The organism is Pseudomonas sp. MAG733B (assembly GCF_036884845.1).
Classification (GTDB): Bacteria; Pseudomonadota; Gammaproteobacteria; order Pseudomonadales; family Pseudomonadaceae; genus Aquipseudomonas.
Genome location: NZ_CP145732.1, coordinates 1526912 through 1549866, shown reverse-complemented (window position 1 = coordinate 1549866; position 22955 = coordinate 1526912). Strand labels below are relative to the sequence as shown.

Here is a 22955-nt window from a genome sequence, read left to right as displayed (position 1 = left end):
GCCTTTGCGGCGGCATTCTGTCGCCGTTTCATGCTCCCGGATGCGACTGACCGCTCAATGAATACGACGTTTTCTTGCGTAGGCTGCGGCAAATGCTGCAATGATCACCATGTGCCCCTGACCCTGCCCGAAGCCCGCATGTGGGCCGCCGACGGCGGTCAGGTGATCGTGCTGGCGGAAGCCTTCCTGAGCAACGGCCTGGGCCTGCCGGCGCAACAACGGGAACACGCCGAACGCCGTTCGGCGGTGGTTCGCAGCGCCGACGCCGAGGCTTATGTCGCCATCACCTTCGCCGCCTACAACGTTGGCCCCTGCCGTAATCTTGACGAAGACAACCTCTGCCGCATCTACGAACGCCGGCCGCTGGTGTGCCGTATTTATCCGATGGAAATCAATCCGCACATTCCGCTGAACACTGCCGTGAAGGAATGCCCGCCCGAGTCGTGGCAAAAAGGGCCGGACCTGATCGTCGGCGGTGAATTGGTCGACCGTGAGCTGTCGGAATTGATCCAACGCTCCCGTCAGGCGGATCGTGATGACATCCAGATGAAGGACGCGATTTGTGCGTTGCTGGGGTTTCGGACGACCGCACTGAAAGGCGACGGGTTCACCGCTTATCTGCCGGACATGAATGAATTTGCCACGATCATCGACGAACTGACCGGGCAGACGTTGCCGGAGTGGAGCAGCGAGTGGCAGTTTCATGTCTCGGGAGAGGATATTGCCGGGCAGGTTGTTGCGGCCGGGGCGCTCGTGACGACAGAAGCGCCGACGAACTATGCGTTTATTTCGTTGCGGGCGGCTTAACACTGGGAGTTGTGTTGTTTGTGCCGGCCTCTTCGCGAGCAAGCCCGCTCCCACATTGGTTCTTCATACGACACAGATTTTGTGTACGACGAAGATCCAATGTGGGAGCGGGCTTGCTCGCGAAGGCGATAGACCCGACACCGAAAAAACTGAAGGCCTAACGCTTACCCATCGACCGCCGCGTCCCCGGAGGCGCCATGCCTGGGGTCTTGGTGTGGCCGTTCTTGGCGCCGTTCTTGTACCACGGCTGGTTCGAGCCCTTGGCGGACGCCAGCTCACCCGGTTTGAACGGGAACTTGAACGCAGGGATTTCGGCTTTGGTTTCGCTGTCGGCACTGGCGTCGACGTTGTCGCTCAAATCGTCGGCGACCGGCGGTTGTATCGGGGAAGTCATGAAAGCTCCGGGTGATGCGCAAAGTGTCGGGCCCGGTCAGCGAGCCGCGAAAGGCGCCAGTATAGCGGAAGGGCAGCTACAAGCTTCAAGCTGCAAGCCACAAGTTAAAAACAGCCGCGGCGCCTTTTGGGCTTGCGGCTGAACGCCTGAAACTTGTAGCTTGCTAAGCATTCCCGCCCGACGAGCCTGCATCCATGAAAAAAACCGTCCTCGCCTTCAGTCGCGTCACGCCTGAGATGGTCGAACGCCTGCAACAAGACTTCGACGTCATCGTGCCGAATCCGAAAAACGGCGACATCAACGCCCAGTTCAACGACGCCCTGCCCCACGCCCACGGCTTGATCGGTGTCGGCCGCAAGCTCGGTCGTGCGCAACTGGAGAACGCCGCCAAGCTGGAAGTGGTGTCCAGCGTCTCGGTGGGCTACGACAACTATGACGTCGCGTACTTCAACGAACGCGGGATCATGCTCACCAACACCCCGGACGTGCTCACCGAAAGCACCGCCGACCTGGCCTTCGCCCTGCTGATGAGCAGCGCCCGCCGCGTCGCCGAGCTGGATGCCTGGACCAAGGCCGGCCAATGGCAAGCCACCGTCGGCGCGCAGCTGTTCGGTTGCGATGTGCACGGCAAGACCTTGGGCATCGTCGGCATGGGCAATATCGGCGCCGCCATTGCCCGCCGTGGTCGCCTGGGTTTCAACATGCCGATCCTCTACAGCGGCAACAGCCGCAAGACCGAACTGGAACAGGAACTCGGCGCGCAGTTCCGCAGCCTCGATGAGCTGCTGGCCGAAGCCGACTTCGTCTGCCTGGTGGTGCCGCTCAGCGAGAAAACCAAACACCTGATCAGCCACCGCGAACTGGCGCTGATGAAGTCGAGCGCGATCCTGGTGAACATCTCCCGTGGTCCGGTGGTGGACGAGCCGGCACTGATCGAAGCGCTGCAAAACAACCGCATTCGCGGCGCCGGGCTGGATGTCTACGAAAAGGAACCGCTGGCCGAGTCGCCGCTGTTCCAGCTGAAAAACGCCGTAACCTTGCCGCACATCGGCTCGGCTACTAACGAGACTCGCGAAGCGATGGCCAATCGTGCGCTGGCCAACCTGCGCAGTGCCTTGCTGGGTGAACGACCACAGGATCTGGTCAACCCGCAAGTCTGGAAGGGCTAAAGCAAAACGGGCAGGCGCCAGACACGCCTGCCCGTTTATTCGCAGATGGCTTCAGGCCAACTTGCCGTTGCCCTGCACCAGCGGTGGCTTGGGTTTACGGAACACCAGCACGTTCCCCAGCATCACCATCACCAACCCTGCGAGTGCCGGCGCGGTCCATTGATAGCCCTCGGCGAACGCCGAGACATTCAGTGCCACCACCGGGAACAGCACGGTGCAATAGGCCGCACGCTCCGGACCCATGCGACCGACCAGCGTCAGGTAAGCGGTGAACCCGATCACCGAGCCTGGAATCACCAGATACAGCAGCGAGCCTATGTAGCGCGCATTCCATTCCATATCGAACGGAATGCCTTTGACCAGGCACCACACCGACAACATCGCCGCGCCGTAAGCCATGCCCCAGGCGTTGGTCGTCAACGGCTTGAGCCCGGCCTTCTGTTGCAGGCTCGACAGCATGTTGCCCGCCGAGAAACATAAAGTGCCGAGCAGCGCCAGACCCAAGCCGAGCAAGGTTTCCGGGCTGGCGGTGTGGCCGGCGAGTTCCGGCCAGAACAACAGGCCCAGCCCGAGCAAGCCCAACGCACCACCCATCAGCACATTGCGGGCGATCTTCTGGCCGAAAAACACCCGCGCATTGAGGGCGTTCCACAGCGTCGCAGTGGAAAACACCACGGCCACCAAACCGCTCGGGATCCACTGACTTGCCGTCAGGAAACACATGAAGTTGATGCAGAACAGGCACAGCCCCTGCGCCAGGCAGATCAAATGCCCGCGACGGTTCATCACCTGAAGCTTCCGGGTGAGCAGCAACATGACGAACAGCACCAACGCGGCGAGGCCGAACCGATAGACAATCGACACGGGAATCGCCACCACGCCCAGTTGCCATTTCAGGGCAATCCAGGTGGTGCCCCAGATCAGCACGGTCAGCAGGTACAAAGACAGGTTCATGACAAAGGCTCCTCGATAGGTGCCCAGTGTCCTGCGCCGCGCCCTGGTGCACTTGCATAAACTTGCGCTTTTGTCGCACGACGGGCTGGCAGGCGCAGGTCTACGGAGTAGGATGCAAGGCGTTGGAGAGAACCGATCATGGCCGCACTGGATACCCTGCAAGTCTTTCAAGCCCTCAACCGCTCGCCCAATGCTCGCCTTGAGCACAGCGCCGAGCTCGGTGACGGCTTGTCCGCAGCCTTGTGGAGCAATCACCACGACGCCCAGGATTACGAAGCGCCGAGCCATCACACGCTGTCGTGCTACATCGCCGGCGGCACCGGCACCTTTCGCCGCGATCAACCCGGCAACAAGGGTGGCCCCGACAAGTTGTGCGTCCTGCCCGCCGACCATCAGTCCGGCTGGGTGATCAATGGCGACATTCGCCTCGCGCACCTGTATTTCAGCCCCGAACAATTTGCCCTCGGCTGCGTCACCCTGCTCGACCGCGAACCGCGTGAATTGCAGTTGCGCGAGCAAACCTTCCTTGATGATCCGCAGCAGGCCGTGCGTTTTCGCCAGTTGATCACCCTCAACTGGGACGAACCGGGCGAACGCTTGCTCACCAGCAGCCTGGCCCACGAGATACTCGGCCATGCGCTGCTCAGCCAGGTCAGCGTGCGCCCGAACTTGCGCCTCAAGGGTGGTTTGGCCGCGCATCAACGGCGGCTGTTGGTGGACTACATCGACAGTCATCTCGCCGAAGCCATCAGCCTGGGGCAACTGGCGGCGCTGTGTGCGCTGTCGGAATACCACTTCGCGCGGATGTTCCGTGAGAGCTTCGGCCTGCCGCCGCATCAATATGTGCTGGCGCGACGCCTGAATCGGGCACGGGAATTGTTGCGCTCGACTGCGCAGCCGTTGGGGGAGATTGCATTGGCGTGCGGGTTTGCCAGTGCCAGTCACTTTACCAATCGGTTTCGGCAGACGTTGGGTGGGACGCCTGGGGAATACCGGCAGGCGTTTTTGCGTTAGACCCAGGACTTTCAGTGCCTGCCAAGGCCACTTCGCGAGCAAGCCCGCTCCCACATTTGATCGCATTACCCTAAGGCAACTTGGTCGAAAGTGGGAGCGGGCTTGCTCGCGAAGAACGATGACGCGGTCTGTCGTCAGAATTCCAAAGTGCTGGACAACGTCACCTGCCGCGAATCCCCCATCGACACAAAGAACCGGCTCGCCGCCGAGGTGTAGTACGTGCGATCGAACAGGTTCTTCACGTTGAGCTGGAACTTGACCTTCTGCCCATCGAGTTGCGTGTCGTAGGTGGCGAACGCATCGGCGACGGTGTAGCTCGGCAGCTCGAAATCGTTCACCGCATTACCCCCCCGCTCTCCGACGTAACGCGCGCCAGCGCCGACCCGCAACTGGTCGCCACCGATGATCCTGCCGAAGTCATACACCGCCGACAGCGAGCCGCTGTTCTTCGCCACGTTTTGCAGTTTCTTGCCTTTGTAATCCGGGTCTTCGGTCACTTCGGCATCGGTGTAGGCGTAGCTGCCGATCATGCTCCAGCGGTCGCTGAGCTGGCCGCTCAAATCCACTTCCAGGCCGCGGGAGCGCACTTCACCGGCGGCACTGTAAATCGTCACCGGACCTTCGGAGTTGGCGATCAGCACGTTGCGTTTCTTGATATCGAACAGGGCGACGTTGCCCGTCACGCGCCCCGGCAAATCAAGCTTGGCGCCGATCTCCCAAGACTTGGCTTCTTCCGGCGCGACACTGCCGTCGAGCACGACGGTGCTGCCGCTCAATGGCGCGATGGTCGAGTTGGGTTTGAACGATTCGGTGTAGCTGCCGTAGAACGACAGCTCATCGGTATAGCGGTAGACGAGGCCGGCGCGCGGCACCCATTTCTGCCCGTTGCTGTCGGTGTTGGCATGGAACGGCACGCCCTTGCCGGCGTACTGGTCGTACTCCTGGAAACGACCGCCCGCCACGAAAATCCATTTGTCGGTGAGGTGGATCGAGTCCTGCAAAAACACCGAGTCGCTGCGCAGTTTATCGGTCTGGGCGCTGTCGGCCGGGCTGACGGTGGAGCCTGGTACTTCACGGCCGTACACCGGATTGAGGTAGCTGAAGGTGGTCAGGCTTTTCTGGCGGATCAGGTCTTCGCGGTAAATCTTGCGGCACTCGTCATCGATGCCGAACACCAGGTCGTGGCGCATGCCCGCAACGTCGACGTTGCCTTCGAGACTCAGCGTGGTGAAACGGTCGGTGCTGATCGCATTCTGCGTGCCGTCCATGCTGCGGGTCAGCGTGCCTTTCCTGGTGTCGATGGCGGTCACGCGAACCTGGCTGGCGTCGTAGGTTTCGCGGTTCCAGCTGTAGCCGAAGTGGGCTTTCCAGTTGTCGTTGAGTTCGTGATCGGCCTCGAAGTGATACAGGTCCGAACGCCCTTCCATGTTGTTGAAAGGCTCGTCGAGCCGACGATCACGGGAGATGTCCAGCGGGTGGTTGTCGCGCGGGTCGATGATCGTGCCACGGTCGAACGGGGTCAGGAATTCACGGTGTTCGTAGGCGAACAACAGCTTGGTGCTTTCGCCGAACCAGGCCAGCGACGGGGCGACCAGGGTTTCGCGATGCACGCCGTAGTTGCGCCAGTAATCTTCGTCTTCGTGGTCCACCACCATGCGATAGGCCAATCCGGTATCGCCCAATGCACCGGTGCTGTCGAAGGTGCCACCGCTGCCATTCTTGCCATCGCCATAGGTCGAGCCGCGCGCCGTCAACGCGTTGTATTGCTCAAGCTCCGGCTTCTTGCTGACCATGTTCACCACACCGCCCGGGTCCTGAATGCCGTAGAGCAGCGAGGCCGGCCCCTTGAGCACTTCGACCCGGTCCACTGTGGCGTTCATGCCACGGCCCTGCACGATCGGCATGCCGTCACGCATGATCGAGCCGTTGCGGTTGTCGCCGAAGCCGCGAGTCATCACCGAATCCTGAGTGCTACCCAGTGTGTTGCCTTGAGTGATGCCGCTGACGTTGGCCAGGGCATCATCGAGGTTGCGCGGCGCCTGATCGCGAATGACCTGGGCCGCGACCACGTTGACGGTCTGCGGAATTTCCTGAAGCGGCGCGGAGCTGCGCATCACGGAACTTGTGGGCGGTGGCTGGTAGCTGGTGGATTCGTCCATCATGGAAGTGATGGTGGTCGCGCCCAGGTTCAGCGCGCCTTCGGTGGGCAGCGGCTCCAGCACCATCGTGTGGCCGTCGGTACGGCGGAAGGTGAAACCGGAACCGCTGAGCAAACGCTGCAATGCCTGCTCGGCACTCAACTGGCCGCTGACGGCGGGTGCGGTGATGCCATAAGGCGCTTCATCGGTGTAGACCACGCTGATGCCGGTGGTGCGGCTGAAGTCGCTCAGAGCCTGGGGCAGCGGTTTGGCGGCCATCGAAAAGCTGAATTGCGTCTGTTGCTGCGCGCTGGTTTGCGCGGCCATCGCCACGCTCAGCGGCAGCAACGCCAACGCCGAAAAACTCAACGCAGAAACACCCAACCATTGTTTGACCGAACCCGATTTTGCCCTGGACTTCATGACTCATGACCTGTGTAGAACCGCAGCGGATGCGAATGACTCGCAGTTTCAGTCACTACACGGATGGCGTTCGGTTTTACCTCAGCAGAAAGTTGAAAATATTTTTATCCGACAGATGCTGTGATTGATCTGGCGCCTTCGCGAGCAAGCCCGCTCCCACATTTGGAATGCATTCCCTGTGGGAGCGGGCTTGCTCGCGAAGAGGCCGGTTGGTTCAGCGCAAAATAATCAGATGCCCCATCACCTGATACTGCTCAAACCCCAAAACGCCCTGCAACGAACTCAACACCGCTTGCGGGTTCTTGCTCGGAAAACTGCCGCTGACCCGCCGCTGAGCCAGCTCATCGTTGAGCAACACGATCCGCCCCGGGAAATAACGCCCCAGGTCCTGCACCACATCGGCCAGCGTCGCCTTGTAGTAATTGAGCCAACCCTGGCGCCACGCCAGTTGCGCTTCACTGTCCACCGCGTGAAGTTTTTCCGCCGAGCCATTGCCGTACGCCACTTGCTGGCCCGCCGTGAGAATTTGCAGCTCGGCGTTTTTGTCCGCCGTCACACCCACCCGCCCGGACAACACCGTGACCTGTGCGCCGTGGGGTTGCAGACGCACTTCGAACTGCGTGCCTAGCACCCGCGCCTGGCCCTTTTCCGCGTCAACCACAAATGGCTCGCCGGTGTGGGTCACGCTGAAAAAACCGGCACCGCGACGCACCTGCACATGCCGCTCACCGCCGCTGAAATCCACGGCAATCGCGCTGTCGGCATCAAGGGTGACTTGGGATTTGTCGGCCAGCATAACGGTGCGGATTTCCCCCGGCGCCGACACATAATCGGCGCCCAAATCATCGATCCAGCGCAACGGCTGAAACCCGCTGCCGAGGCTGATCATCAGCAGCAAACAAGCGGCCATAGCCAGCGCCCCGGACCAACGCCGAACGCTACTGCGCCGCGAGCGGTTCATGGCATTGAGATAACCCTGCAGAGCGAAGGCGTCTTCCTCGGCCAGGGTGCGCGCCGGCACTTCGCTCAATTCCCACAGCACCTGCGCACGGGCATAGGCTTCGGCGTGGGCCGGGTCGGCCTTCAGCCATTGGCTGAAATTAGCCTGATCGCCGCTGCTCGGTTGGTCATGCAACAGACTCAGCCAGGCCAGCGCGGCCTGCTCCTGAGCGGGCGTCGGGGTGACGCTCTGAAAATTGTTCACGGTGCTTTCCCTGGCGTACGCGGTTGCGGTTCCCGCAGGCTGGCCTTGCAGGCCTCGAGCGCGCGCATCATATGTTTTTCCACGGCACTTTGGGACAGGCCCATGGCCTTGGCGATCTCGGCGTACTTGCGGCCATGGATGCGGTTGAGCAAAAAGATCTGCCGCGTGCGCTCGGGCAATGCGCGCAACGCCGCTTCGACATGGCGCAAATCATTGCCTGCTTCCAGCGCGGCTTGCGGCTCGCCACCCACGCTGTCCGACGGCTCCGTCATCAAGCCTTCGCTGGCCCGCACCCGCGAGCCTTCGCTGCGCAAATGGTCGATGGCAATGTTGCCGGCGCATCGCAGCAGATAGGTGCTGAGCTCCTCGACCTGCACCAGCGGCCGTCGCCAGAATCGCAGGAACAAGTCCTGCACCAGGTCCGCCGCCGTCGCCCGGCAACCGACGCGCCGGTTCACCAGTGCTTCCATTTGCGAACGTTGCGAGAGGAACACCTGAAGAAAATGTGCACGGTCGCCGCGCGGCTCATCGCGCTCGGGATCACCGGGTCCGGCTGGGCGGTTGATCATCGATTCAATACTGCGCAAACGCGGCAAGCGGGCTGACCAGCAGGCTACCCCCGGCCAGCGCCAAGGCCAGGCGCGGTCGATATGGCATCAGCATAACCAGCAACAAGGCACTGAGCATCAGCACCGCAAACCATTCGACCAGACCCAGCGCCCAGCCCGTGGTCGATACCGCCGCCCACAGCGAAACGGCCAGCAGCAACCATCCCGCGAGCTTCATCCGTCGACGCATGACCAGCGTCGGCTTGCGCCCCAGCAACTCGGCGTGGTGACGATCCATGGACAAACACAGCGCGGTGAAACCGCCGTAACACAGCAAGCAGGCCAGCAACATTCAGTTCGCCTCTTGCTCAAGGGTGATCGATTGGGCGCGTTGCCGGACGACTTCGGTCTTTCCGGCGCACTGCATTTTCCAGGCAGCCCAAGCGAGAAACACGCCGCTGCCCAGGCACGCGAGGTCGAAACCGGCCATGGCCCAATCGCCCTGCACCAGCGTGACGCCGAGGTGATAAGGCGTGGTCAGCGCGTTGAGCAACGGCACCGCGCCAAACAGCAACGCGGCCAGCGCCAATTGTTCCACCCACGCCGCGCGACCTCGGCGGACCATGGCATGCAGCAGGCTAATCCCCCAGATGATGAAGAAGCTGTTGACCTCCCAACCTGCCCGCTCGGCCATGCCGAGCGGCAACAAACGGTTGGCCCAGAAGAACGCCGCCACCGCCACGACCAGGCCTGACATGCTGGCAATATTCAGCACTTCCACCAGCCGCAATTCGAAGGGCATCACGCCGCTCTTTGCATGTTTGAGTTGACGCTTGCCGAGCCAGATCACCAGCCCGGTGCCGATCATCGCCGTACTCGCCAGCCCGCAGATAAAGTACAACCAGCGCAATAACGGGCCGGCGAAATGGCCCATGTGCAAACCGTAGAAACTCCCGGCAATGGCCATTGGCAACGGTTGAGCCGGAGTCGCGGCGAGCAGCTGCCCGGTCACGCCGTTGAAGGTCACGGCGCTGCCGAAATCATGAACCACGCGATCCGCACCGCTGCGAGCCAACACCACCGAGGCGTTCGCATCGCCCGGATTGTTCACCGTCAAGCGCCCGACCTCTCCACCCGACCACTGCTCGCGGGCCTTTTCCAACAGCGGCGCCAAGGGCAGCAACGGTGTCGGTTGACCAGCGGCTTTCGCCGTATTGGCGGCTGGAAACACGTCGCTGAAGAACGCCTGCACGTCACCTTTGTACGCCGCCAGGATGCTCGCCGGCATCACCATGCTCATGAAAATCACCAGGCTGCTGTAGGTGATCATCAGGTGAAACGGCAACACCAGCACACCCACCGCGTTATGCCCATCGAGCCAGGAACGCTGGCCCTTGCGCGGGCGGAAGGTGAAGAAGTCCTTGAAGATTTTCTTGTGGGTGATGATCCCGCTGATCAGCGCGACGAACATCACCATGGCCGCGATGGTCGACAGCCAACGCCCCCACGGATAGGGCATTTGCAACTGGAAGTGGAAACGGTAGAAGAACTCGCCGCCCTGGGTGTCCCGGGCCTGGACTTCATTGCCGGTTTGCGGATCGAGCAGTTTTGCCGTGAGTTGCCCGCGTTCACCGGGCTTGGACGGCGCCTGTTGCCAGCGCACTGAAAGCGCGGGTTCACGGGCATCGGGCAGCTCGATGAGCCAGCGCGAAGCGCCGGAGGCGTGCTGCTGAAGATACGCCTGGGCCAGCGTCAGACTGGCTTCGGAGGACACCGAACGCGCGGGGATTTCCGGCTGCATCCAGTGACTGGTCTCGTCCTTGAAGTAAGCAAGCGTGCCGGTCAGGAAAATCGCAAACAGCAACCAACCGAAGGTCAAACCGGCCCAGGTGTGCAACCACGCCATGGCCTGGCGAAAGCCCTCTTTCATGACTGCTCCATCCAGTACGCCAGCCCGGCCAGCGCCGCCAAAAACAGACTCGACAAAATCAACCCGAACCAGGCCCGCCATGCCGTTCGACAGGCAAAGCACCAGATCACCGCCAGCAAATAGATCACGAACGAACTGGTCATCCCGGTCACTACCGCCTCGGCTCGGGCCATTGGCACCCACAACGTCAGGCAGACACTCGCCAGCGCCGTGACCCAATAACCACCGAACACAGCGGCAAGCACTCGCGAAGTGACCGCCAGTCGATAGGAAACGGGGAGCGTGGGGCTTTTGGCTTTCATGAACGACCTGGAAAACGGGTGGGCCCGCGTGCGGGGCCAGCAAAGCGCAATATTAATGATAAATATTCTCATACGCAAAACTGTCGAATGAGATTGGCTTGCCAAGACAATCGCCGCTAACCGCTTTCCCTCAAGTTTTCCCTTCGCCACAAAGCAAAACGGGCCTGCATTCGCAGGCCCGTTTTTGGTGGGAAGGTTAAGAGTTAGACCAGCTGTCAGCCGTTGAGCGCAGCCTGTTCGTTTTCCAGAAATTCCTCTTCCAGCAGCGTATCGGCATGGGCGCCACTTTCGATGGGCACCACATTGGCTCGTTTGCCGCGTAATTTGCCGAACATATGCTCCAGCGCATGTTCAAGTTTGGTGGCCGCACCGTCGATCGCCAGTTCCAGGCTATCGGCTTTATGGGTCACGGAAATCGGTTGGTGGCCTTTTGGCCGCGCTTCCAGTTGGCAGCGCAAATCGTGTGGTCCGGGCTTGTCGCCGTTCTCGTCCCGCAGGTGAACCTCGACGCGTGTCAGGTCCTCTTCGTATCGTTCGAGCGTGCTCTCAATGGTAGTACGTACCCACTCCTCCAGTCGGATGCTGCTTTGAATATGGTTATCGCTATTGACTTGGATTTGCATAGTTCATCCCTTATTTCAGCTAGCTCGCGAGAGGCCGGTCAGCTAAGCCCTTGGGCGTCATCACCGTGACCTCTTACTTACACAATCGGTCTGTACGCTGAACAATTCAACCCCTAAAAAAAGATAAATTTGTAATCGCAAAAAAACCGGACAACCGGCAAAAGCGCTGTTAAGGTCGGGAGTTGAGTCGACCTGCTCTTACGTAATAATTGCTCACATTTACCGCTCCCCCAGCGGGTGCAAGCCACGAAAAATCCCCGCCTCTTCCACCAGCCAGTCATGCACCGCACGCACGCCCGGATGGCTCAGCGCACCCGGCGCATAAAGCACCATGTAGCGCTTGTGATTGGGCACGGTCAGGCCAAACGGCACGATCAGCGCACCGCGTTCCAGCTCATCGTTCAACAGCGTGCGACGGGCGATGGCAACGCCCATCCCGGCGATAGCCGCTTCGATGGTCAGGTGATTGCGATTGAACGTGTGCCCGCGCCGCACATCCGCGCCTTCGAAGCCGATCGCATTGAGATAGAACTCCCATTCCGCATATTCGTAACTGCCACGCCAGGCGGTGATGTCGTGCAGCAGCGGGAAATGCATCAAGTCAGCCGGGCCGTGCAACGGTGGACGCCCGCGCAACAGGCTCGGCGCACACACCGGAAAAATCTGCTCATCGAGCAAGGCTGTGGATAGCAATCCAGGGTAGCTGCCATCGTTCAAGTCGATGGCCAGATCGAAGTCGCCCTCATGCAACGGCACGCTGCTGTCCTCGGCCACCAGACGCAACTGGATGTCCGGAAAGCGCTGCTGCAACCGCGGCAAACGCGGGGTCAGCCATTTGCTGAGGAACGACGGAATCGAACGCACCCGCAGGGTCCCGCTGATCATGCCGGCGTCCAATCGACGCAACTCTGCATCAATGCTGCCGTAGGCCTCGTTGACCGTGATGGCCAGTCGTTGCCCTTCAGCACTCAGCTCCACTCCGCGCGCACGCCGATGAAACAGGCGAAAACCCAGGCGCTCTTCCAGTTGGCGGATCTGCTGACTGACCGCCCCCGGCGTGATGTGCAGTTCTTCGGCGCAGCGGGTGAACGACAAGTGCCGCGCGGCACAGGAAAACACCTGCAGCCACACGTAGGTCTGGGCGTGCAATTGACGGCTCATCGTTTAGTCCTGCTAAAGGCTGTCTTAGGAAGTTTCGTTGGTCACGTAGGACCGAGGGAGGCAGTATCGCTGAAAGTGCGCTCGTCCTACAAAAATGGCAGCGATTCATCTTCCATTTCAGGAATAGGCTTTAGCATGGCTATCAGTGTTTTCGATCTCTTCAAAGTCGGCATCGGCCCGTCCAGCTCCCATACCGTTGGTCCGATGCGCGCGGCGGCGACCTTCGCCCAAGCGTTGATCGATCAGGCTTTGCTGAACGATGTGCGCCGCATGGAGATCCGCCTCTACGGCTCCCTGTCGGCAACCGGCGTCGGCCACGCCACTGACCGCGCCTGCGTCATGGGCTTGATGGGAGAGTGGCCGGATCGTATCGACCCCACCACAATCGACAGCCGCATCCACACCCTGCGCGAAACCGCTGAGCTTTCTCTCGCGGGCCAGGTGACGATTGCCTTCGACTGGAAACGCGATCTCCTGCTGCTCGACGAGAGTCTTCCCTACCACCCGAACGCCATGTCTCTCACAGCCTTCGGCGAAACCGGCGAGCTGTTTGAGCAAACGTACTACTCGGTAGGCGGCGGTTTCATCATCGAAGCGGCCGAAGCCGAATCCGGTGTTGCACCCGACAGCGACGTGGTATTGCCGTACGATTTCTCCAGCGCTGTCGAATTGCTCCAGCTCTGTAACCAGCACGGTCTGCGGATTTCCGAGTTGATGATGGCCAACGAGCGGGCCTGGCGCAGTGACGCCGAAATCCGTCAGGGCTTGCTGCATATCTGGTCGGTGATGCGCGAGTGCGTCGAACAAGGCTTGCAACACGAGGGCATCCTGCCCGGTGGTCTGAATGTGCCGCGTCGCGCAGCGAAATTGCACCGCAGCCTGCTGGAAATCGGCAAGCCGAATGTCATCACCTCGACCCTCTCGGCCATGGAATGGGTCAACCTGTTCGCCCTCGCCGTGAACGAGGAGAATGCCGCCGGCGGGCGCATGGTCACCGCCCCGACCAACGGCGCGGCGGGGATCATTCCGGCGGTCCTGCACTACTACATGAAATTCAACCCGGACGCGTCGGACGACGACGTTGTGGCGTTCTTCCTTGGTGCGGCGGCGGTCGGCATTCTGTGCAAGAAAAACGCTTCGATCTCCGGCGCCGAAGTCGGCTGTCAGGGCGAAGTCGGCTCGGCCTGCGCCATGGCAGCCGCTGGTCTGGCAGAGGTGTTGGGCGCCACACCGGAGCAATTGGAAAACGCCGCGGAAATCGGCCTCGAACACAACCTGGGCCTGACCTGCGATCCGGTGGGCGGACTGGTGCAAGTGCCATGCATCGAGCGCAATGCGATTGCGGCGGTGAAGGCGATCAACGCCACGCAAATGGCCCTGCGCGGCGACGGCAAACACTTCATTTCCCTGGACCGGGTGATCCGCACCATGCGTGACACAGGCGCCGACATGCACGACAAATACAAAGAAACCTCACGGGGCGGCTTGGCGGTTAACTGGGTGGAATGCTGATCGCTTTGGAGGCACGTCAGGTTTTATTGCCCTGAAACGGGCAGGCAAAAAGAAGGCGGGCCATGGTGCCCGCCTTCTTTTTGCCTGTGATCATTGTCCGACAATTTAGTCGGCATGCCCCTTGCTACATCCCTGTTGGAACAATGATGGCGATATGGCCGTGAAATGGCCGGTGGTCCGGCGTTGCGAACCAACCCGATCACGGCCGGTCAACAACTGCACGTTCAATCAGGCGGTGACGCATCATGGACAACCCCTTTCAGCTCATTACCGATACCTTTGCAGCGGATTATCAAATCAACCTGAGCATTCAGGGCCTGGACGGCAGCATCATGTTGACCCTGTCCAACAGTGGCCGCGTAGTCGCAAAGCGCATGATTAGCGCCGAACAACGCAACGACCCTGAGCGCCTCAAACGACTGGTGCAGAGCATTCAGTTCGGCATTGCCATCGAACAGGGCCACAGCGCGGTGGCCATCCTCGAATCCATGACCGATGGCGGCACGCGCAGCCTGCCACCACCAAAAGCCAAAGGGCGCCCCCGCCCTGCGATGGGGCTTTAAATCTCGCCCTTCTCCACTTCCGGATGTTCACTGGAACCCGCGCCGATCTTACGGTGCGGGTTTTCAATCTTCACTGACGGAAATTGCGACGAAGCGTAACGCACCACCAGGATCGCAAACGCCAACAGCAGAATCCCGCCGCACAGGTAGATGATCCCCAGGTCGGGCGGATTGTGGTGGGAGACATTGGAAATCAGAAGGCGCGTCAGTGCGGTGATCGCCACGTAGATCAGGAAGCGCACCGGCATGTGGTTGGTCTTGAAGTAAATCCCGACCATCGCCCCCAGTTCCAGATAGATGAACAGTAGCAAGATGTCATCGATCTTGATGTGCCCCTGTTCGAGCATCCCCAGAAACTCCATCACCGCCGCCCACGCGGTCACGGCACCGATGGCGAACAGCGCCAGGTAGTGAAAGGTCTCGACGAACAGGTTGCCCAGGGACTCGGCCAGTTCATGCACGTTCTGCCGCAGCTTTTCGGCCCAGTTGATTTTCACGATGATGCTTCCTTAGGTCGGCTCGACCGGATAATGCGGGTTGGACGTGACGGTTTTCTGCATGCAGAAAAAAGGCCACCCCATGATGGCGAGCCGCTGTAAATTACGCTCCGTGGCGTTTGGTCGCACCTGTCGTGGCCTCGGCCTGACAAACCCTGAATTCGGACTACATTAAAAAGCCACTACCCAAAGCAAAGGGATTCGCTTATCCTTTTCGCTGTATATAGATACAGTAGTCGAAACCGACAACCAATGTGAAGGCATGTGAGGTGGTGAATGGCCGTCGAAGTGGTATACCGCAGCAGCCGAGATCTGGAGCGCTTGTTCATGGATAAAGCCGAAGCTGACCGTCATGACAAAATGCTCGAACTGGCCGAGCTGCTGGCTGAAGTGTTGCAAAAAGCCGTTCCGTCCCTGACCGAGCAGCAAGTGGAAGAAGCCGGGATCTACATGGCGAAGAACCGCGATGTGTTTGCCAAGGCCTTCAAGAGTCAGCCGGACGCCCTGTCCGAGTTGCTGACCGCGCCGGCTGAAGTTGCGCAAACGGTAGAAGCAGCAGAAGCCGAAGATCCAACGCCACCAGCCAAACAGGCCAAGGCACCGAAAGCTGCAAAATGACATCCGAATTGAATAGGCCCTGAGTCGAATGGCTCAGGGCCTTTTTCATTTTCAGAATAAAAAATCTCGCAGCCTTCGGCAGCTCCTACAGGGGATTTGCGTACATCCTGTAGGAGCTGCCGAAGGCTGCGATCTTTTGATCCATCTATCGATACAACACCTTCTCCGCCAATTCATCGGCCACACGCGCCGGTGAACGCTTTTCCGCCTGCGCGTGGGCGAAGACTTCAGTGAGTCGAGAACTGATCTTCGACAGATGCGCGGTAATGGTCGGCAGCTCTTCGCCACGATGCTTGAGCGAAACGTAGATCAGCCCGCCGGCATTGATCACGTAATCCGGCGCATACAGGATGCCCCGTCGCTCCAGTTGATCGGCCACATCCAGATGGGTCAGCTGATTGTTCGCCGACCCCGCCACCGCCGAGCAGCGCAATTGCGTCACGCTATGGCTATTGAGCACGCCGCCCAGTCCGCAGGGCGCCAGAATGTCGCAAGGGGTGCTGAGCAATGCATCGTTGGCAATCGGATGAGCGCCGAGTTGCTCCATGGCCAGTTGCACCTTGCCGTGGTCGATGTCACTAACCAATAGCTCGGCGCCAGCGGCGTGCAGTTGTTCTGCCAGCGCAAATCCAACATTACCCAAACCCTGGATGGCCACGCGCAGGCCTTCGAGATTATCGCTGCCCAGGCGAGCCATGGCCGTTGCACGAATACCGGTGAACACGCCCATCGCTGCGTGCGGCGCGGGGTCGCCCGCCGATGTTGTGCTGGTGACGTGTTGGGTCTGCTGGGCGATGCAATCCATGTCCGCCACCGACGTGCCGCTGTCGATGGCGGTGATGTAGCGGCCGTCGAGCTGATTGATGCAGCGCCCGAAGGCCTCGAACAGCGCGGCACGGTTTGCCACATGGATCGGGCGGATAATCACCGCCACCCCACCGCCCTGGGCCAGACCGGCCAGCGCGGCCTTGTAGCTCATGCCCTGGGCCAGGCGCACCGCATCCTCGACCGCAGACTCGTCGCTGGGATAGGCAAGGTAACGACAACCACCCAAGGCAGGCCCCAGGCGACTGTTATGAATGGCAATCACCGCCTTCAACCCGGTGACCGGGTCAACGCTCAGATGCAGCGATTCAAGGCGAGTGCTTTGCATGAGAGCGAACATCGTAAGGCTCCCGAATCACTTCTTGTAGTCGCCAGTATAGGCTTGCGCTCAAAAATTGCAGAAGCGCACCGGAATAAGCGACGCGGCCATTCAGGCATTCGGAAATAACCCGAAGCTACCCGTTGCGGCACTGGACGAATGTCGCAGACGAGGCTAAAACGAGGCATTGCCCGGAGATTTCGATGACCCCGCGCCAATCGTTTTTCGCCTGCCTGCAACGTTCACCGCCCGCGCTGTTCGAGGCGGCGCTATGGATTTCGGCCGAACATGACAGAGAGGTGAACTTCGAGGATCTACTGGCAAACTTCAAGACACTGCAACAGCGAATCAGTGGCAGCCTGCCGATGTTGCCGGTCAGCGAACTGGCGCAACCGTTGCTACGGCGCATGAATGACCTGGGATTTGCTCAGGACGATTCCTCGCCCTTGCGTCCGCAAGCGGCGCTGCTCAGCAAGGTGCTGGAACGCCGACGTGGGCAACCACTGGCTCTGGGACTGATTGCGTTGGAACTGGCCAGAGTTTTGGAGATCCCCTTGGTCGGGGTCAATTTCCCGGGGCATTTTCTGCTGCGCGTGCCGGGCGCCGATCACCTGCTTGATCCGTGCGGCGGCCGTCGCCTGTACCCCAACGATTGCCGGGAACTGCTGCATCGCCAATACGGCCCTAACCTGAAGCTCAGCGCCGAACACCTGGTCACCGCCGAGCCCGTGCAAATGCTGCAACGCCTGTCGCGCAATCTGCGCCAGTTGCACCTTTCCAACGAAGATTACATCGGTGCGCTGGTGGACGCCGAACGCGTGCTGGAACTGGGCAACGGCACCGCCGCCGACTACCTGGCCCGGGCCAGCCTCTACCAACGGCTGGACTGCCCCAATGCCGAGCGTTTCGACCTGGAGCATGCTCTGCTGCTCAGTGATGATCCGATCCAGCGGATTCGGTTGACGGAACGACTCGGGCATTTGCCGCCCAATTCCATCGTCCATTAAACACAGAACCCTTGTGGGAGCGGGCTTGCTCGCGAAAGCGGTGTGTCAGGCACCATTATTGGTGATTGTCAGACCGCATTCGCGAGCAAGCCCGCTCCCACATTAGTTCAGCGCATGTCTTCAAGGAGTGTCTGGCTGATTCGCCGGATGCGCCTTGATGAACGCCGGATGCGCAATCGCCAACTCCGCCACTCGACGAATCCGTGGATACGCCTCAAGGGAAATGTTGAAGCGCTCGGCGGCGTACAACTGCGGAATCAGATACACATCCGCCATCCCCGGTTGCGCGCCAAAGCAATAACCCTCATCGCCGATCAACTGCTCCACAGCCGCCAACCCCTGGCTGATCCAGTGGCCGATCCACTCGACCACCTGCGTTTCGTCATGCCCCACCTGCCGCAGCCGGTTGAGTACGCTGACGTTGTGCAACGGATGCACATCGCAACCGATCAACGCCGCCACGCCGCGCTCATGGGCGCGGGCAGCGAAGTCTTTGGACAGCAGCGGCACCTGTGGATAACGCTCCTCCAGGTACTCAATGATTGCCGGTGACTGGACCAGCAACTCACCGTCATCGGTGCGCAAGGCCGGCACGCGACCTTGCGGGTTGATGGCCAGATACGGCGGCTGGCGGTGCTCGCCACCGGGCGGTGCGATCAGGTTGATCGGCAGCGCCTGGTAGTCCAGCCCCTTGAGTGCCAACGCGATGCGCACCCGGTAAGACGAAGTGGAACGGTAGTAGGTATAGAGCTCCATTACCCGTTCCCCTTAGCGCGCCGGCAGCACTTTGCCGCGGCATTCGCCGAAACCGATGGAGGCGAAACCTTCGCGACTGCAACGACCACGCAGAATGATTTCATCGCCGTCCTCAAGGAACTTGCGCACTTCGCCCGAGGCCAGCTCGATCGGCTTTTTACCACCCTCGGTGATTTCCAGCAGGCTGCCAAACTGACCGTTTTCCGGTCCCGACAAAGTCCCCGAACCGAACAGGTCACCGGCCTGCAACTGGCAGCCGTTGACGCTGTGGTGCGCGACCATTTGCGCCACGGTCCAGTACATGTGTTTTGAATTGCTCAGGGTCAGGCGATGGGCCGGCAGGTTCTGTCCGCGCATGGCTTCGGTGAGCAGCAGCACTTCCAGTTCGATGTCGAAGCCGCCAGCGGCCTGATCGCGTTTGTCGAACAGATACGGCAGTGGCTGCGGATCGCCTTCAGGGCGTGCAGGCTGGGCACGACGGAACGGTTCCAGCGCTTCGGCCGTGACAACCCATGGCGAAATGCTGGTGATGAAACTCTTCGACAGGAACGGCCCCAGCGGCTGGTATTCCCAGGCCTGGATGTCCCGCGCCGACCAGTCATTGAGCAGGCAGAAACCGGCGATGTGATCAGCGGCGTCACCGATGGCGATGGAGTCGCCCATGTCGTTGCCCTGACCGATCCAGATGCCCAGTTCCAGTTCGTAATCCAGGCGCGCGCATGGACCAAAGGTCGGCTCGGTCTGACCGGCCGGCAGCGTCTGGCCTTTCGGACGACGCACGTCGGTGCCGGACGGGCGAATGGTCGAAGCGCGACCGTGATAACCAATTGGCACGTACTTGTAGTTCGGTAGCAACGGGTTGTCCGGGCGGAACAATTTGCCGACGTTTTGCGCGTGCTCGATGCCGACGTAGAAGTCGGTGTAATCGTTGATTTTCGCCGGCAGGTGCATCTCGCAATCTGCCGCCAGCGGCAACAGTTTTGCGCCCTGGGCTTCGATCTTGCCGTGCAGGGTGCTGCCTTCGGCGAACAGTTCCAGCAGGCGTTCGCGCAGTGCCAAGCGCGCCTCACGGCCCAGTTCGAAGAACGCATTGAGCTGACCGCCACGAGTGGCTTCGAGCGCTACCTTCGCCGCACCGTCGAACAGGCCGGCATCGAGCGCAGCCTGCAGATCGAAAATATGTTCGCCGATGGCCACGCCGCTGCGTGGCGCCGAACCCTTCACGCTGAACACGCCCAGCGGCAGGTTTTGCAGCGGGAAATCCGCATGGCCGTTGGCGGAAGCGACCCAGCTGCGAGTGATTGAAGTCTGCGTCATGGGTTATCTCCGGGTCGGGTCGAAAGTGGCGGGCAGCGTGGCCCAGCAAGCATCGTAAGTGGTTTGCAGTTGCGGGCAATCAAGGGCGAAACGGCTCGGACGCAGCACTTGGCTGGTCTCGAACATGAAGGCCATGGTGTTGTCGATTTTCGTCGGCTTGAGGTCAGCGTTGATCGCTTTGGTGCAGGTTTCACCATCCGGGCCGTGGGCGCTCATGCAGCTGTGCAACGACGCACCACCCGGCACGAAACCTTCGGCCTTGGCGTCGTATTCGCCCTGGATCAGGCCCATGAATTCGTTCATCAGGTTGCGGTGGAACCATGGTGGACGGAAGGTGTTCTCGGCCACCATCCAGCGTGGCGGGAAGATCACGAAGTCGAGGTTGGCCAGACCGTGAACACTGGTCGGCGAGGTCAGCACGGTGAAGATCGACGGGTCCGGGTGATCGAAGCTGACGGTGCCGATGGTGTTGAAGCGGCGCAGGTCATATTTGTACGGCACATTGTTGCCGTGCCAGGCGACCACGTTCAGCGGCGAATGATCGAGTTCGCAACCCCACAACTGGCCGAGGAATTTTTGCACCAACGTAGTGGGTTGTTGAAGGTTTTCGTAAGAAGCGACCGGGGTCAGGAAGTCCCGTGGATTGGCCAGGCCGTTGCTGCCGATCGGCCCCAGATCCGGCAGGCGCAGCGGCGCGCCATGGTTCTCGGCGATGTAGCCGCGGGCCTGTGGATCGAGTAGCTCGACGCGGAATTTCAAACCCCGTGGCAGTACGGCAATTTCCAGCGGCGCCACTTCCAGTACACCGAGTTCTGTAGCGATGCGCAGGCGGCCCAGTTGCGGCACCAGCAGCATTTCGCCGTCGGCATTGAAGAACACCCGCTCCATTGAGCGGTTGGCGAGATAGTTGTAGATGCTGATACCGGCCGGTTTATCGGCGCCGGAATTGGCCGCCATGCTCACCAGGCCATCGAGGAAATCGGTCGGTTCGGCGGGAATCTCCAGGGCATTCCAGCGCAGGCGATTGGGGGTTACTTCACCCAATGGTCCGCCTGCCAGTTGCCGATCGAGTTTGACGAACGCCGGATGATTGGCCGACGGCTGGATGCGATACATCCACGTCCGTCGCGCTTCGCTGCGGGCCATGGTGAATGCGGTGCCGGAGAATAGTTCGGTGTAGAGGCCGTAAGGGGCTTTTTGCGGCGCGTTCTGGCCGACCGGGAGTGCGCCGGGCAACGCTTCGCTGCTGAATTCGTTGCCGAAGCCTGACTGATAAGCCAGCGCTGGCGTCGTTGAATCGAGGTTCATGGAGCCTCCTGAACAGGGAGTCGGCGGTGGCCGATCGCTCTGTTGCAGAGCTTGTGGCACGCCGGGGTTATTTTTATCGTAATTCGATTACGCATAACGTAATTTGATTGGTATTGACCGTCAAGCTATAAAGACGCCCATTCATCCCCGGATCCCAGCGCCACCATGGAAAAGCCCACCAGCGACAGCAACGGTAAACAGAAAGTCCGCTCCGCCGAGGTGGGTACCGACATCCTCAAGGCGTTGGCCGAGTTGTCGCCCTCGACGTCACTCTCGCGCCTGGCTGAACACGTTCAGATGCCGGCGAGCAAGGTTCACCGCTATTTGCAGGCCCTGATCGCCAGTGGTTTTGCCGAACAGAACGCCGCGACCAACCATTACGGCCTCGGCCGTGAAGCCTTGCGCGTGGGCTTGGCAGCACTCAACAGTATGGACGTGATGAAAGTCGCCGCCCTGCCCTTGGCCGAGTTACGCGACGACTTGAACGAAACCTGCTTTCTGGCGGTGTGGGGTAATCAGGGCGCGACGGTGGTGCGCATCGAACCGGCGGTGCGTGCGGTGACGGTGGTCACACAATTGGGCTCGGTGTTGCCGCTGCTCAGTTCCTCGACGGGACTGGTGTTTGGCGCCTATTTGCCAAAGCGCGAGACCGTGGACCTGCGTGAACAGGAATTGCAGGGCCACGCAACTCACGCACTGGCAGACGATCAGGCCTACGCCGAAATGTGCGAGCAGATCCGCGCACGCGGCCTGCACCATGTGCATGGCTTGCTGATGCCAGGCGTGGATGCCTTGTCGGCACCGGTATTGAACGCAATGGGCAATGTCGTGGCGGTGGTGACCGTGGTCGGCCCGACATCGCTGTTCCATGCCGATGAAAATGGCCCGGCGGCGCAGCGATTGCTGGCGGCGACGCGGGCCGTAAGCTGGCGGATGGGGTATGAGCCTGCCGCAACGCATTGAAAGCGGGCGGACCATTAACTTATTCCAGCGGCTTCTACCCGCCGGGATAAGTTAATAACAACTACTTTTCAATGTTTATTGCACGCACAAACTTAATTCCAGAAAGACGACCTCACACAGAAACCGTCGATTTCGATGCGCGCTTTTCATCCCGATAGGACCGAACGATAAATCGGCCACTATTATTTACATCGATCACGTCCACACTAGCAACTCGATAAGCAGGATCAAAAGTCCATTGCTTGAAAAACACCCCTGCAAAATCCTCTTTGAAATCCGGCAGTTCGTTCGCTTGTACTTTTTCCATTATCGCCCAACTCAGGCTTTCGGAGTAATCGACCACCTGTTTACCCTGTTCATTGACCACTACCGACGTGAGATAAGTTTTATCCACATCAATTGCGTGGCCCATCCCCTCGAATATTTCCGCAAGCTTTTCACTAACTTCCTTCAGCAAATCATTACTCATCCGTAGCATCCTTTCTAATAAGTGGGATCGGTCCGGCGTCTAATAAAACCTAGACCGACGAAAAACTTATAAACACCCCTCCACCTGAAGTACACCACAGACTTGTATTCATTCATGAATCGAGAAATCAAAAG

At 60.2% G+C, this 22955-nt stretch carries 23 protein-coding genes and 1 pseudogene; 8 read left to right on the top strand and 16 right to left on the bottom strand.

What is annotated here, in order from left to right; all coding sequences use genetic code 11:
* The first annotated feature begins 57 nt into the window (after window positions 1-57).
* Window positions 58-807 carry a YkgJ family cysteine cluster protein gene (locus tag V6Z53_RS07000; RefSeq protein WP_338584815.1) on the top strand — a complete coding sequence of 250 codons (750 nt, stop codon included), beginning with the start codon at window positions 58-60 and terminating at the stop codon, window positions 805-807.
* Window positions 808-964: 157 nt separating this feature from the next.
* On the opposite strand, the gene V6Z53_RS06995 is transcribed toward V6Z53_RS07000, so the two are convergent.
* Window positions 965-1201, bottom strand: coding sequence for a hypothetical protein (locus V6Z53_RS06995; RefSeq protein ID WP_338584813.1), 237 nt, complete (start codon window positions 1199-1201; stop codon window positions 965-967).
* A gap of 194 nt (window positions 1202-1395) precedes the next feature.
* Between V6Z53_RS06995 and V6Z53_RS06990 the strand changes: the two genes are divergently transcribed.
* Window positions 1396-2370 carry a D-glycerate dehydrogenase gene (locus V6Z53_RS06990; protein ID WP_338584812.1) on the top strand — a complete coding sequence of 325 codons (975 nt, stop codon included), beginning with the start codon at window positions 1396-1398 and terminating at the stop codon, window positions 2368-2370.
* Between the two features lie 51 nt (window positions 2371-2421).
* On the opposite strand, the gene V6Z53_RS06985 is transcribed toward V6Z53_RS06990, so the two are convergent.
* Window positions 2422-3324 carry a DMT family transporter gene (locus tag V6Z53_RS06985; protein WP_338584811.1) on the bottom strand — a complete coding sequence of 301 codons (903 nt, stop codon included), beginning with the start codon at window positions 3322-3324 and terminating at the stop codon, window positions 2422-2424.
* A gap of 138 nt (window positions 3325-3462) precedes the next feature.
* Between V6Z53_RS06985 and V6Z53_RS06980 the strand changes: the two genes are divergently transcribed.
* On the top strand, window positions 3463-4338 hold the full coding sequence (locus V6Z53_RS06980) for an AraC family transcriptional regulator (RefSeq protein WP_338584810.1): 876 nt from the start codon (window positions 3463-3465) through the stop codon (window positions 4336-4338).
* Between the two features lie 134 nt (window positions 4339-4472).
* Here the strand turns inward: V6Z53_RS06980 and V6Z53_RS06975 are convergent, their stop codons facing one another.
* The 8 genes from V6Z53_RS06975 to V6Z53_RS06940 all read right to left on the bottom strand — a co-directional run bounded on the left by V6Z53_RS06975 (window position 4473) and on the right by V6Z53_RS06940 (window position 12667).
* Window positions 4473-6899: a TonB-dependent receptor gene (locus tag V6Z53_RS06975; protein ID WP_338584809.1), complete on the bottom strand. Its 2427-nt coding sequence runs from the start codon at window positions 6897-6899 to the stop codon at window positions 4473-4475.
* A 214-nt stretch (window positions 6900-7113) separates the two neighbouring features.
* The gene (locus V6Z53_RS06970) at window positions 7114-8103 is read right to left on the bottom strand and encodes a FecR family protein (RefSeq protein ID WP_338584807.1); all 990 of its coding nucleotides are present in this window, start codon (window positions 8101-8103) and stop codon (window positions 7114-7116) included.
* Window positions 8100-8672 carry an RNA polymerase sigma factor gene (locus V6Z53_RS06965; protein ID WP_338584805.1) on the bottom strand — a complete coding sequence of 191 codons (573 nt, stop codon included), beginning with the start codon at window positions 8670-8672 and terminating at the stop codon, window positions 8100-8102. The genes V6Z53_RS06970 and V6Z53_RS06965 overlap by 4 nt, the downstream gene beginning before the upstream one ends.
* A 4-nt stretch (window positions 8673-8676) precedes the next feature.
* Window positions 8677-9003 carry a DUF3325 domain-containing protein gene (locus V6Z53_RS06960; RefSeq protein WP_338584804.1) on the bottom strand — a complete coding sequence of 109 codons (327 nt, stop codon included), beginning with the start codon at window positions 9001-9003 and terminating at the stop codon, window positions 8677-8679.
* On the bottom strand, window positions 9004-10581 hold the full coding sequence (locus V6Z53_RS06955) for a PepSY-associated TM helix domain-containing protein (protein WP_338584803.1): 1578 nt from the start codon (window positions 10579-10581) through the stop codon (window positions 9004-9006). It lies immediately after the preceding gene.
* Window positions 10578-10883 (bottom strand): DUF3649 domain-containing protein, encoded by a 306-nt coding sequence (locus tag V6Z53_RS06950; RefSeq protein WP_338584801.1) that lies wholly within the window; start codon window positions 10881-10883, stop codon window positions 10578-10580. Before V6Z53_RS06950 ends, V6Z53_RS06955 begins: the two co-directional genes overlap by 4 nt.
* A gap of 215 nt (window positions 10884-11098) precedes the next feature.
* Window positions 11099-11506, bottom strand: a complete 408-nt coding sequence (locus V6Z53_RS06945; RefSeq protein WP_338584800.1) for an HPF/RaiA family ribosome-associated protein — start codon at window positions 11504-11506, stop codon at window positions 11099-11101.
* Between the two features lie 219 nt (window positions 11507-11725).
* Window positions 11726-12667: a LysR substrate-binding domain-containing protein gene (locus V6Z53_RS06940; protein WP_338584797.1), complete on the bottom strand. Its 942-nt coding sequence runs from the start codon at window positions 12665-12667 to the stop codon at window positions 11726-11728.
* Window positions 12668-12802: 135 nt separating this feature from the next.
* Between V6Z53_RS06940 and V6Z53_RS06935 the strand changes: the two genes are divergently transcribed.
* Window positions 12803-14179, top strand: coding sequence for an L-serine ammonia-lyase (locus tag V6Z53_RS06935; protein ID WP_338584795.1), 1377 nt, complete (start codon window positions 12803-12805; stop codon window positions 14177-14179).
* A 245-nt stretch (window positions 14180-14424) separates the two neighbouring features.
* The gene (locus V6Z53_RS06930; RefSeq protein WP_338584794.1) at window positions 14425-14742 is read left to right on the top strand and encodes a DUF3509 domain-containing protein; all 318 of its coding nucleotides are present in this window, start codon (window positions 14425-14427) and stop codon (window positions 14740-14742) included.
* Here the strand turns inward: V6Z53_RS06930 and V6Z53_RS06925 are convergent.
* A complete protein-coding gene (locus tag V6Z53_RS06925) occupies window positions 14739-15239 on the bottom strand; it encodes a phosphate-starvation-inducible PsiE family protein (RefSeq protein ID WP_338584793.1) in 501 nt (166 codons plus the stop codon). The two genes, V6Z53_RS06930 and V6Z53_RS06925, sit on opposite strands and share 4 nt — an antisense overlap.
* A gap of 276 nt (window positions 15240-15515) precedes the next feature.
* Between V6Z53_RS06925 and V6Z53_RS06920 the strand changes: the two are divergent.
* A pseudogene (locus tag V6Z53_RS06920) lies at window positions 15516-15755 on the top strand (YebG family protein); the annotation flags it as partial.
* A gap of 247 nt (window positions 15756-16002) precedes the next feature.
* Here V6Z53_RS06920 and V6Z53_RS06915 read toward each other — a convergent pair.
* Complete coding sequence (locus V6Z53_RS06915; RefSeq protein WP_338584792.1) at window positions 16003-17022, bottom strand: Glu/Leu/Phe/Val dehydrogenase dimerization domain-containing protein; 1020 nt, start codon at window positions 17020-17022, stop codon at window positions 16003-16005.
* Window positions 17023-17204: 182 nt separating this feature from the next.
* Between V6Z53_RS06915 and V6Z53_RS06910 the strand changes: the two genes are divergently transcribed.
* Window positions 17205-18008 carry a transglutaminase family protein gene (locus V6Z53_RS06910; RefSeq protein WP_338584791.1) on the top strand — a complete coding sequence of 268 codons (804 nt, stop codon included), beginning with the start codon at window positions 17205-17207 and terminating at the stop codon, window positions 18006-18008.
* 120 nt (window positions 18009-18128) lie between these two features.
* Here V6Z53_RS06910 and maiA read toward each other — a convergent pair whose 3' ends face one another.
* The 3 genes from maiA to hmgA are packed head-to-tail and all read right to left on the bottom strand — an operon-like array spanning window position 18129 to window position 21389.
* Window positions 18129-18764 (bottom strand): maleylacetoacetate isomerase, encoded by a 636-nt coding sequence (gene maiA / locus V6Z53_RS06905; protein WP_338584789.1) that lies wholly within the window; start codon window positions 18762-18764, stop codon window positions 18129-18131.
* Between the two features lie 12 nt (window positions 18765-18776).
* On the bottom strand, window positions 18777-20081 hold the full coding sequence (gene fahA, locus V6Z53_RS06900; protein WP_338584787.1) for a fumarylacetoacetase: 1305 nt from the start codon (window positions 20079-20081) through the stop codon (window positions 18777-18779).
* Window positions 20082-20084: 3 nt separating this feature from the next.
* Complete coding sequence (hmgA, locus tag V6Z53_RS06895; protein ID WP_338584785.1) at window positions 20085-21389, bottom strand: homogentisate 1,2-dioxygenase; 1305 nt, start codon at window positions 21387-21389, stop codon at window positions 20085-20087.
* A 165-nt stretch (window positions 21390-21554) separates the two neighbouring features.
* Between hmgA and V6Z53_RS06890 the strand changes: the two genes are divergently transcribed.
* Window positions 21555-22352 carry an IclR family transcriptional regulator gene (locus V6Z53_RS06890; RefSeq protein WP_338584784.1) on the top strand — a complete coding sequence of 266 codons (798 nt, stop codon included), beginning with the start codon at window positions 21555-21557 and terminating at the stop codon, window positions 22350-22352.
* A 112-nt stretch (window positions 22353-22464) separates the two neighbouring features.
* Here V6Z53_RS06890 and V6Z53_RS06885 read toward each other — a convergent pair whose 3' ends face one another.
* Window positions 22465-22821 carry a hypothetical protein gene (locus V6Z53_RS06885; RefSeq protein WP_338584782.1) on the bottom strand — a complete coding sequence of 119 codons (357 nt, stop codon included), beginning with the start codon at window positions 22819-22821 and terminating at the stop codon, window positions 22465-22467.
* Window positions 22822-22955 lie beyond the last annotated feature (134 nt).

Coding starts and splice junctions, on each gene's coding strand:
- hmgA (WP_338584785.1), bottom strand. CDS start 21,389: ATGAACCTCGATTCAACGACGCCAGCGCTGGCTTATCAGTCAGGCTTC.
- V6Z53_RS06940 (WP_338584797.1), bottom strand. CDS start 12,667: ATGAGCCGTCAATTGCACGCCCAGACCTACGTGTGGCTGCAGGTGTTT.
- V6Z53_RS06885 (WP_338584782.1), bottom strand. CDS start 22,821: ATGAGTAATGATTTGCTGAAGGAAGTTAGTGAAAAGCTTGCGGAAATA.
- V6Z53_RS06995 (WP_338584813.1), bottom strand. CDS start 1,201: ATGACTTCCCCGATACAACCGCCGGTCGCCGACGATTTGAGCGACAAC.
- V6Z53_RS06980 (WP_338584810.1), top strand. CDS start 3,463: ATGGCCGCACTGGATACCCTGCAAGTCTTTCAAGCCCTCAACCGCTCG.
- V6Z53_RS06985 (WP_338584811.1), bottom strand. CDS start 3,324: ATGAACCTGTCTTTGTACCTGCTGACCGTGCTGATCTGGGGCACCACC.
- V6Z53_RS06965 (WP_338584805.1), bottom strand. CDS start 8,672: ATGATCAACCGCCCAGCCGGACCCGGTGATCCCGAGCGCGATGAGCCG.
- V6Z53_RS06890 (WP_338584784.1), top strand. CDS start 21,555: ATGGAAAAGCCCACCAGCGACAGCAACGGTAAACAGAAAGTCCGCTCC.
- V6Z53_RS06910 (WP_338584791.1), top strand. CDS start 17,205: ATGACCCCGCGCCAATCGTTTTTCGCCTGCCTGCAACGTTCACCGCCC.
- V6Z53_RS06960 (WP_338584804.1), bottom strand. CDS start 9,003: ATGTTGCTGGCCTGCTTGCTGTGTTACGGCGGTTTCACCGCGCTGTGT.
- fahA (WP_338584787.1), bottom strand. CDS start 20,081: ATGACGCAGACTTCAATCACTCGCAGCTGGGTCGCTTCCGCCAACGGC.
- V6Z53_RS06955 (WP_338584803.1), bottom strand. CDS start 10,581: ATGAAAGAGGGCTTTCGCCAGGCCATGGCGTGGTTGCACACCTGGGCC.
- V6Z53_RS06950 (WP_338584801.1), bottom strand. CDS start 10,883: ATGAAAGCCAAAAGCCCCACGCTCCCCGTTTCCTATCGACTGGCGGTC.
- V6Z53_RS06930 (WP_338584794.1), top strand. CDS start 14,425: ATGGACAACCCCTTTCAGCTCATTACCGATACCTTTGCAGCGGATTAT.
- V6Z53_RS06990 (WP_338584812.1), top strand. CDS start 1,396: ATGAAAAAAACCGTCCTCGCCTTCAGTCGCGTCACGCCTGAGATGGTC.
- V6Z53_RS06935 (WP_338584795.1), top strand. CDS start 12,803: ATGGCTATCAGTGTTTTCGATCTCTTCAAAGTCGGCATCGGCCCGTCC.
- V6Z53_RS06945 (WP_338584800.1), bottom strand. CDS start 11,506: ATGCAAATCCAAGTCAATAGCGATAACCATATTCAAAGCAGCATCCGA.
- V6Z53_RS07000 (WP_338584815.1), top strand. CDS start 58: ATGAATACGACGTTTTCTTGCGTAGGCTGCGGCAAATGCTGCAATGAT.
- V6Z53_RS06975 (WP_338584809.1), bottom strand. CDS start 6,899: ATGAAGTCCAGGGCAAAATCGGGTTCGGTCAAACAATGGTTGGGTGTT.
- maiA (WP_338584789.1), bottom strand. CDS start 18,764: ATGGAGCTCTATACCTACTACCGTTCCACTTCGTCTTACCGGGTGCGC.
- V6Z53_RS06915 (WP_338584792.1), bottom strand. CDS start 17,022: ATGTTCGCTCTCATGCAAAGCACTCGCCTTGAATCGCTGCATCTGAGC.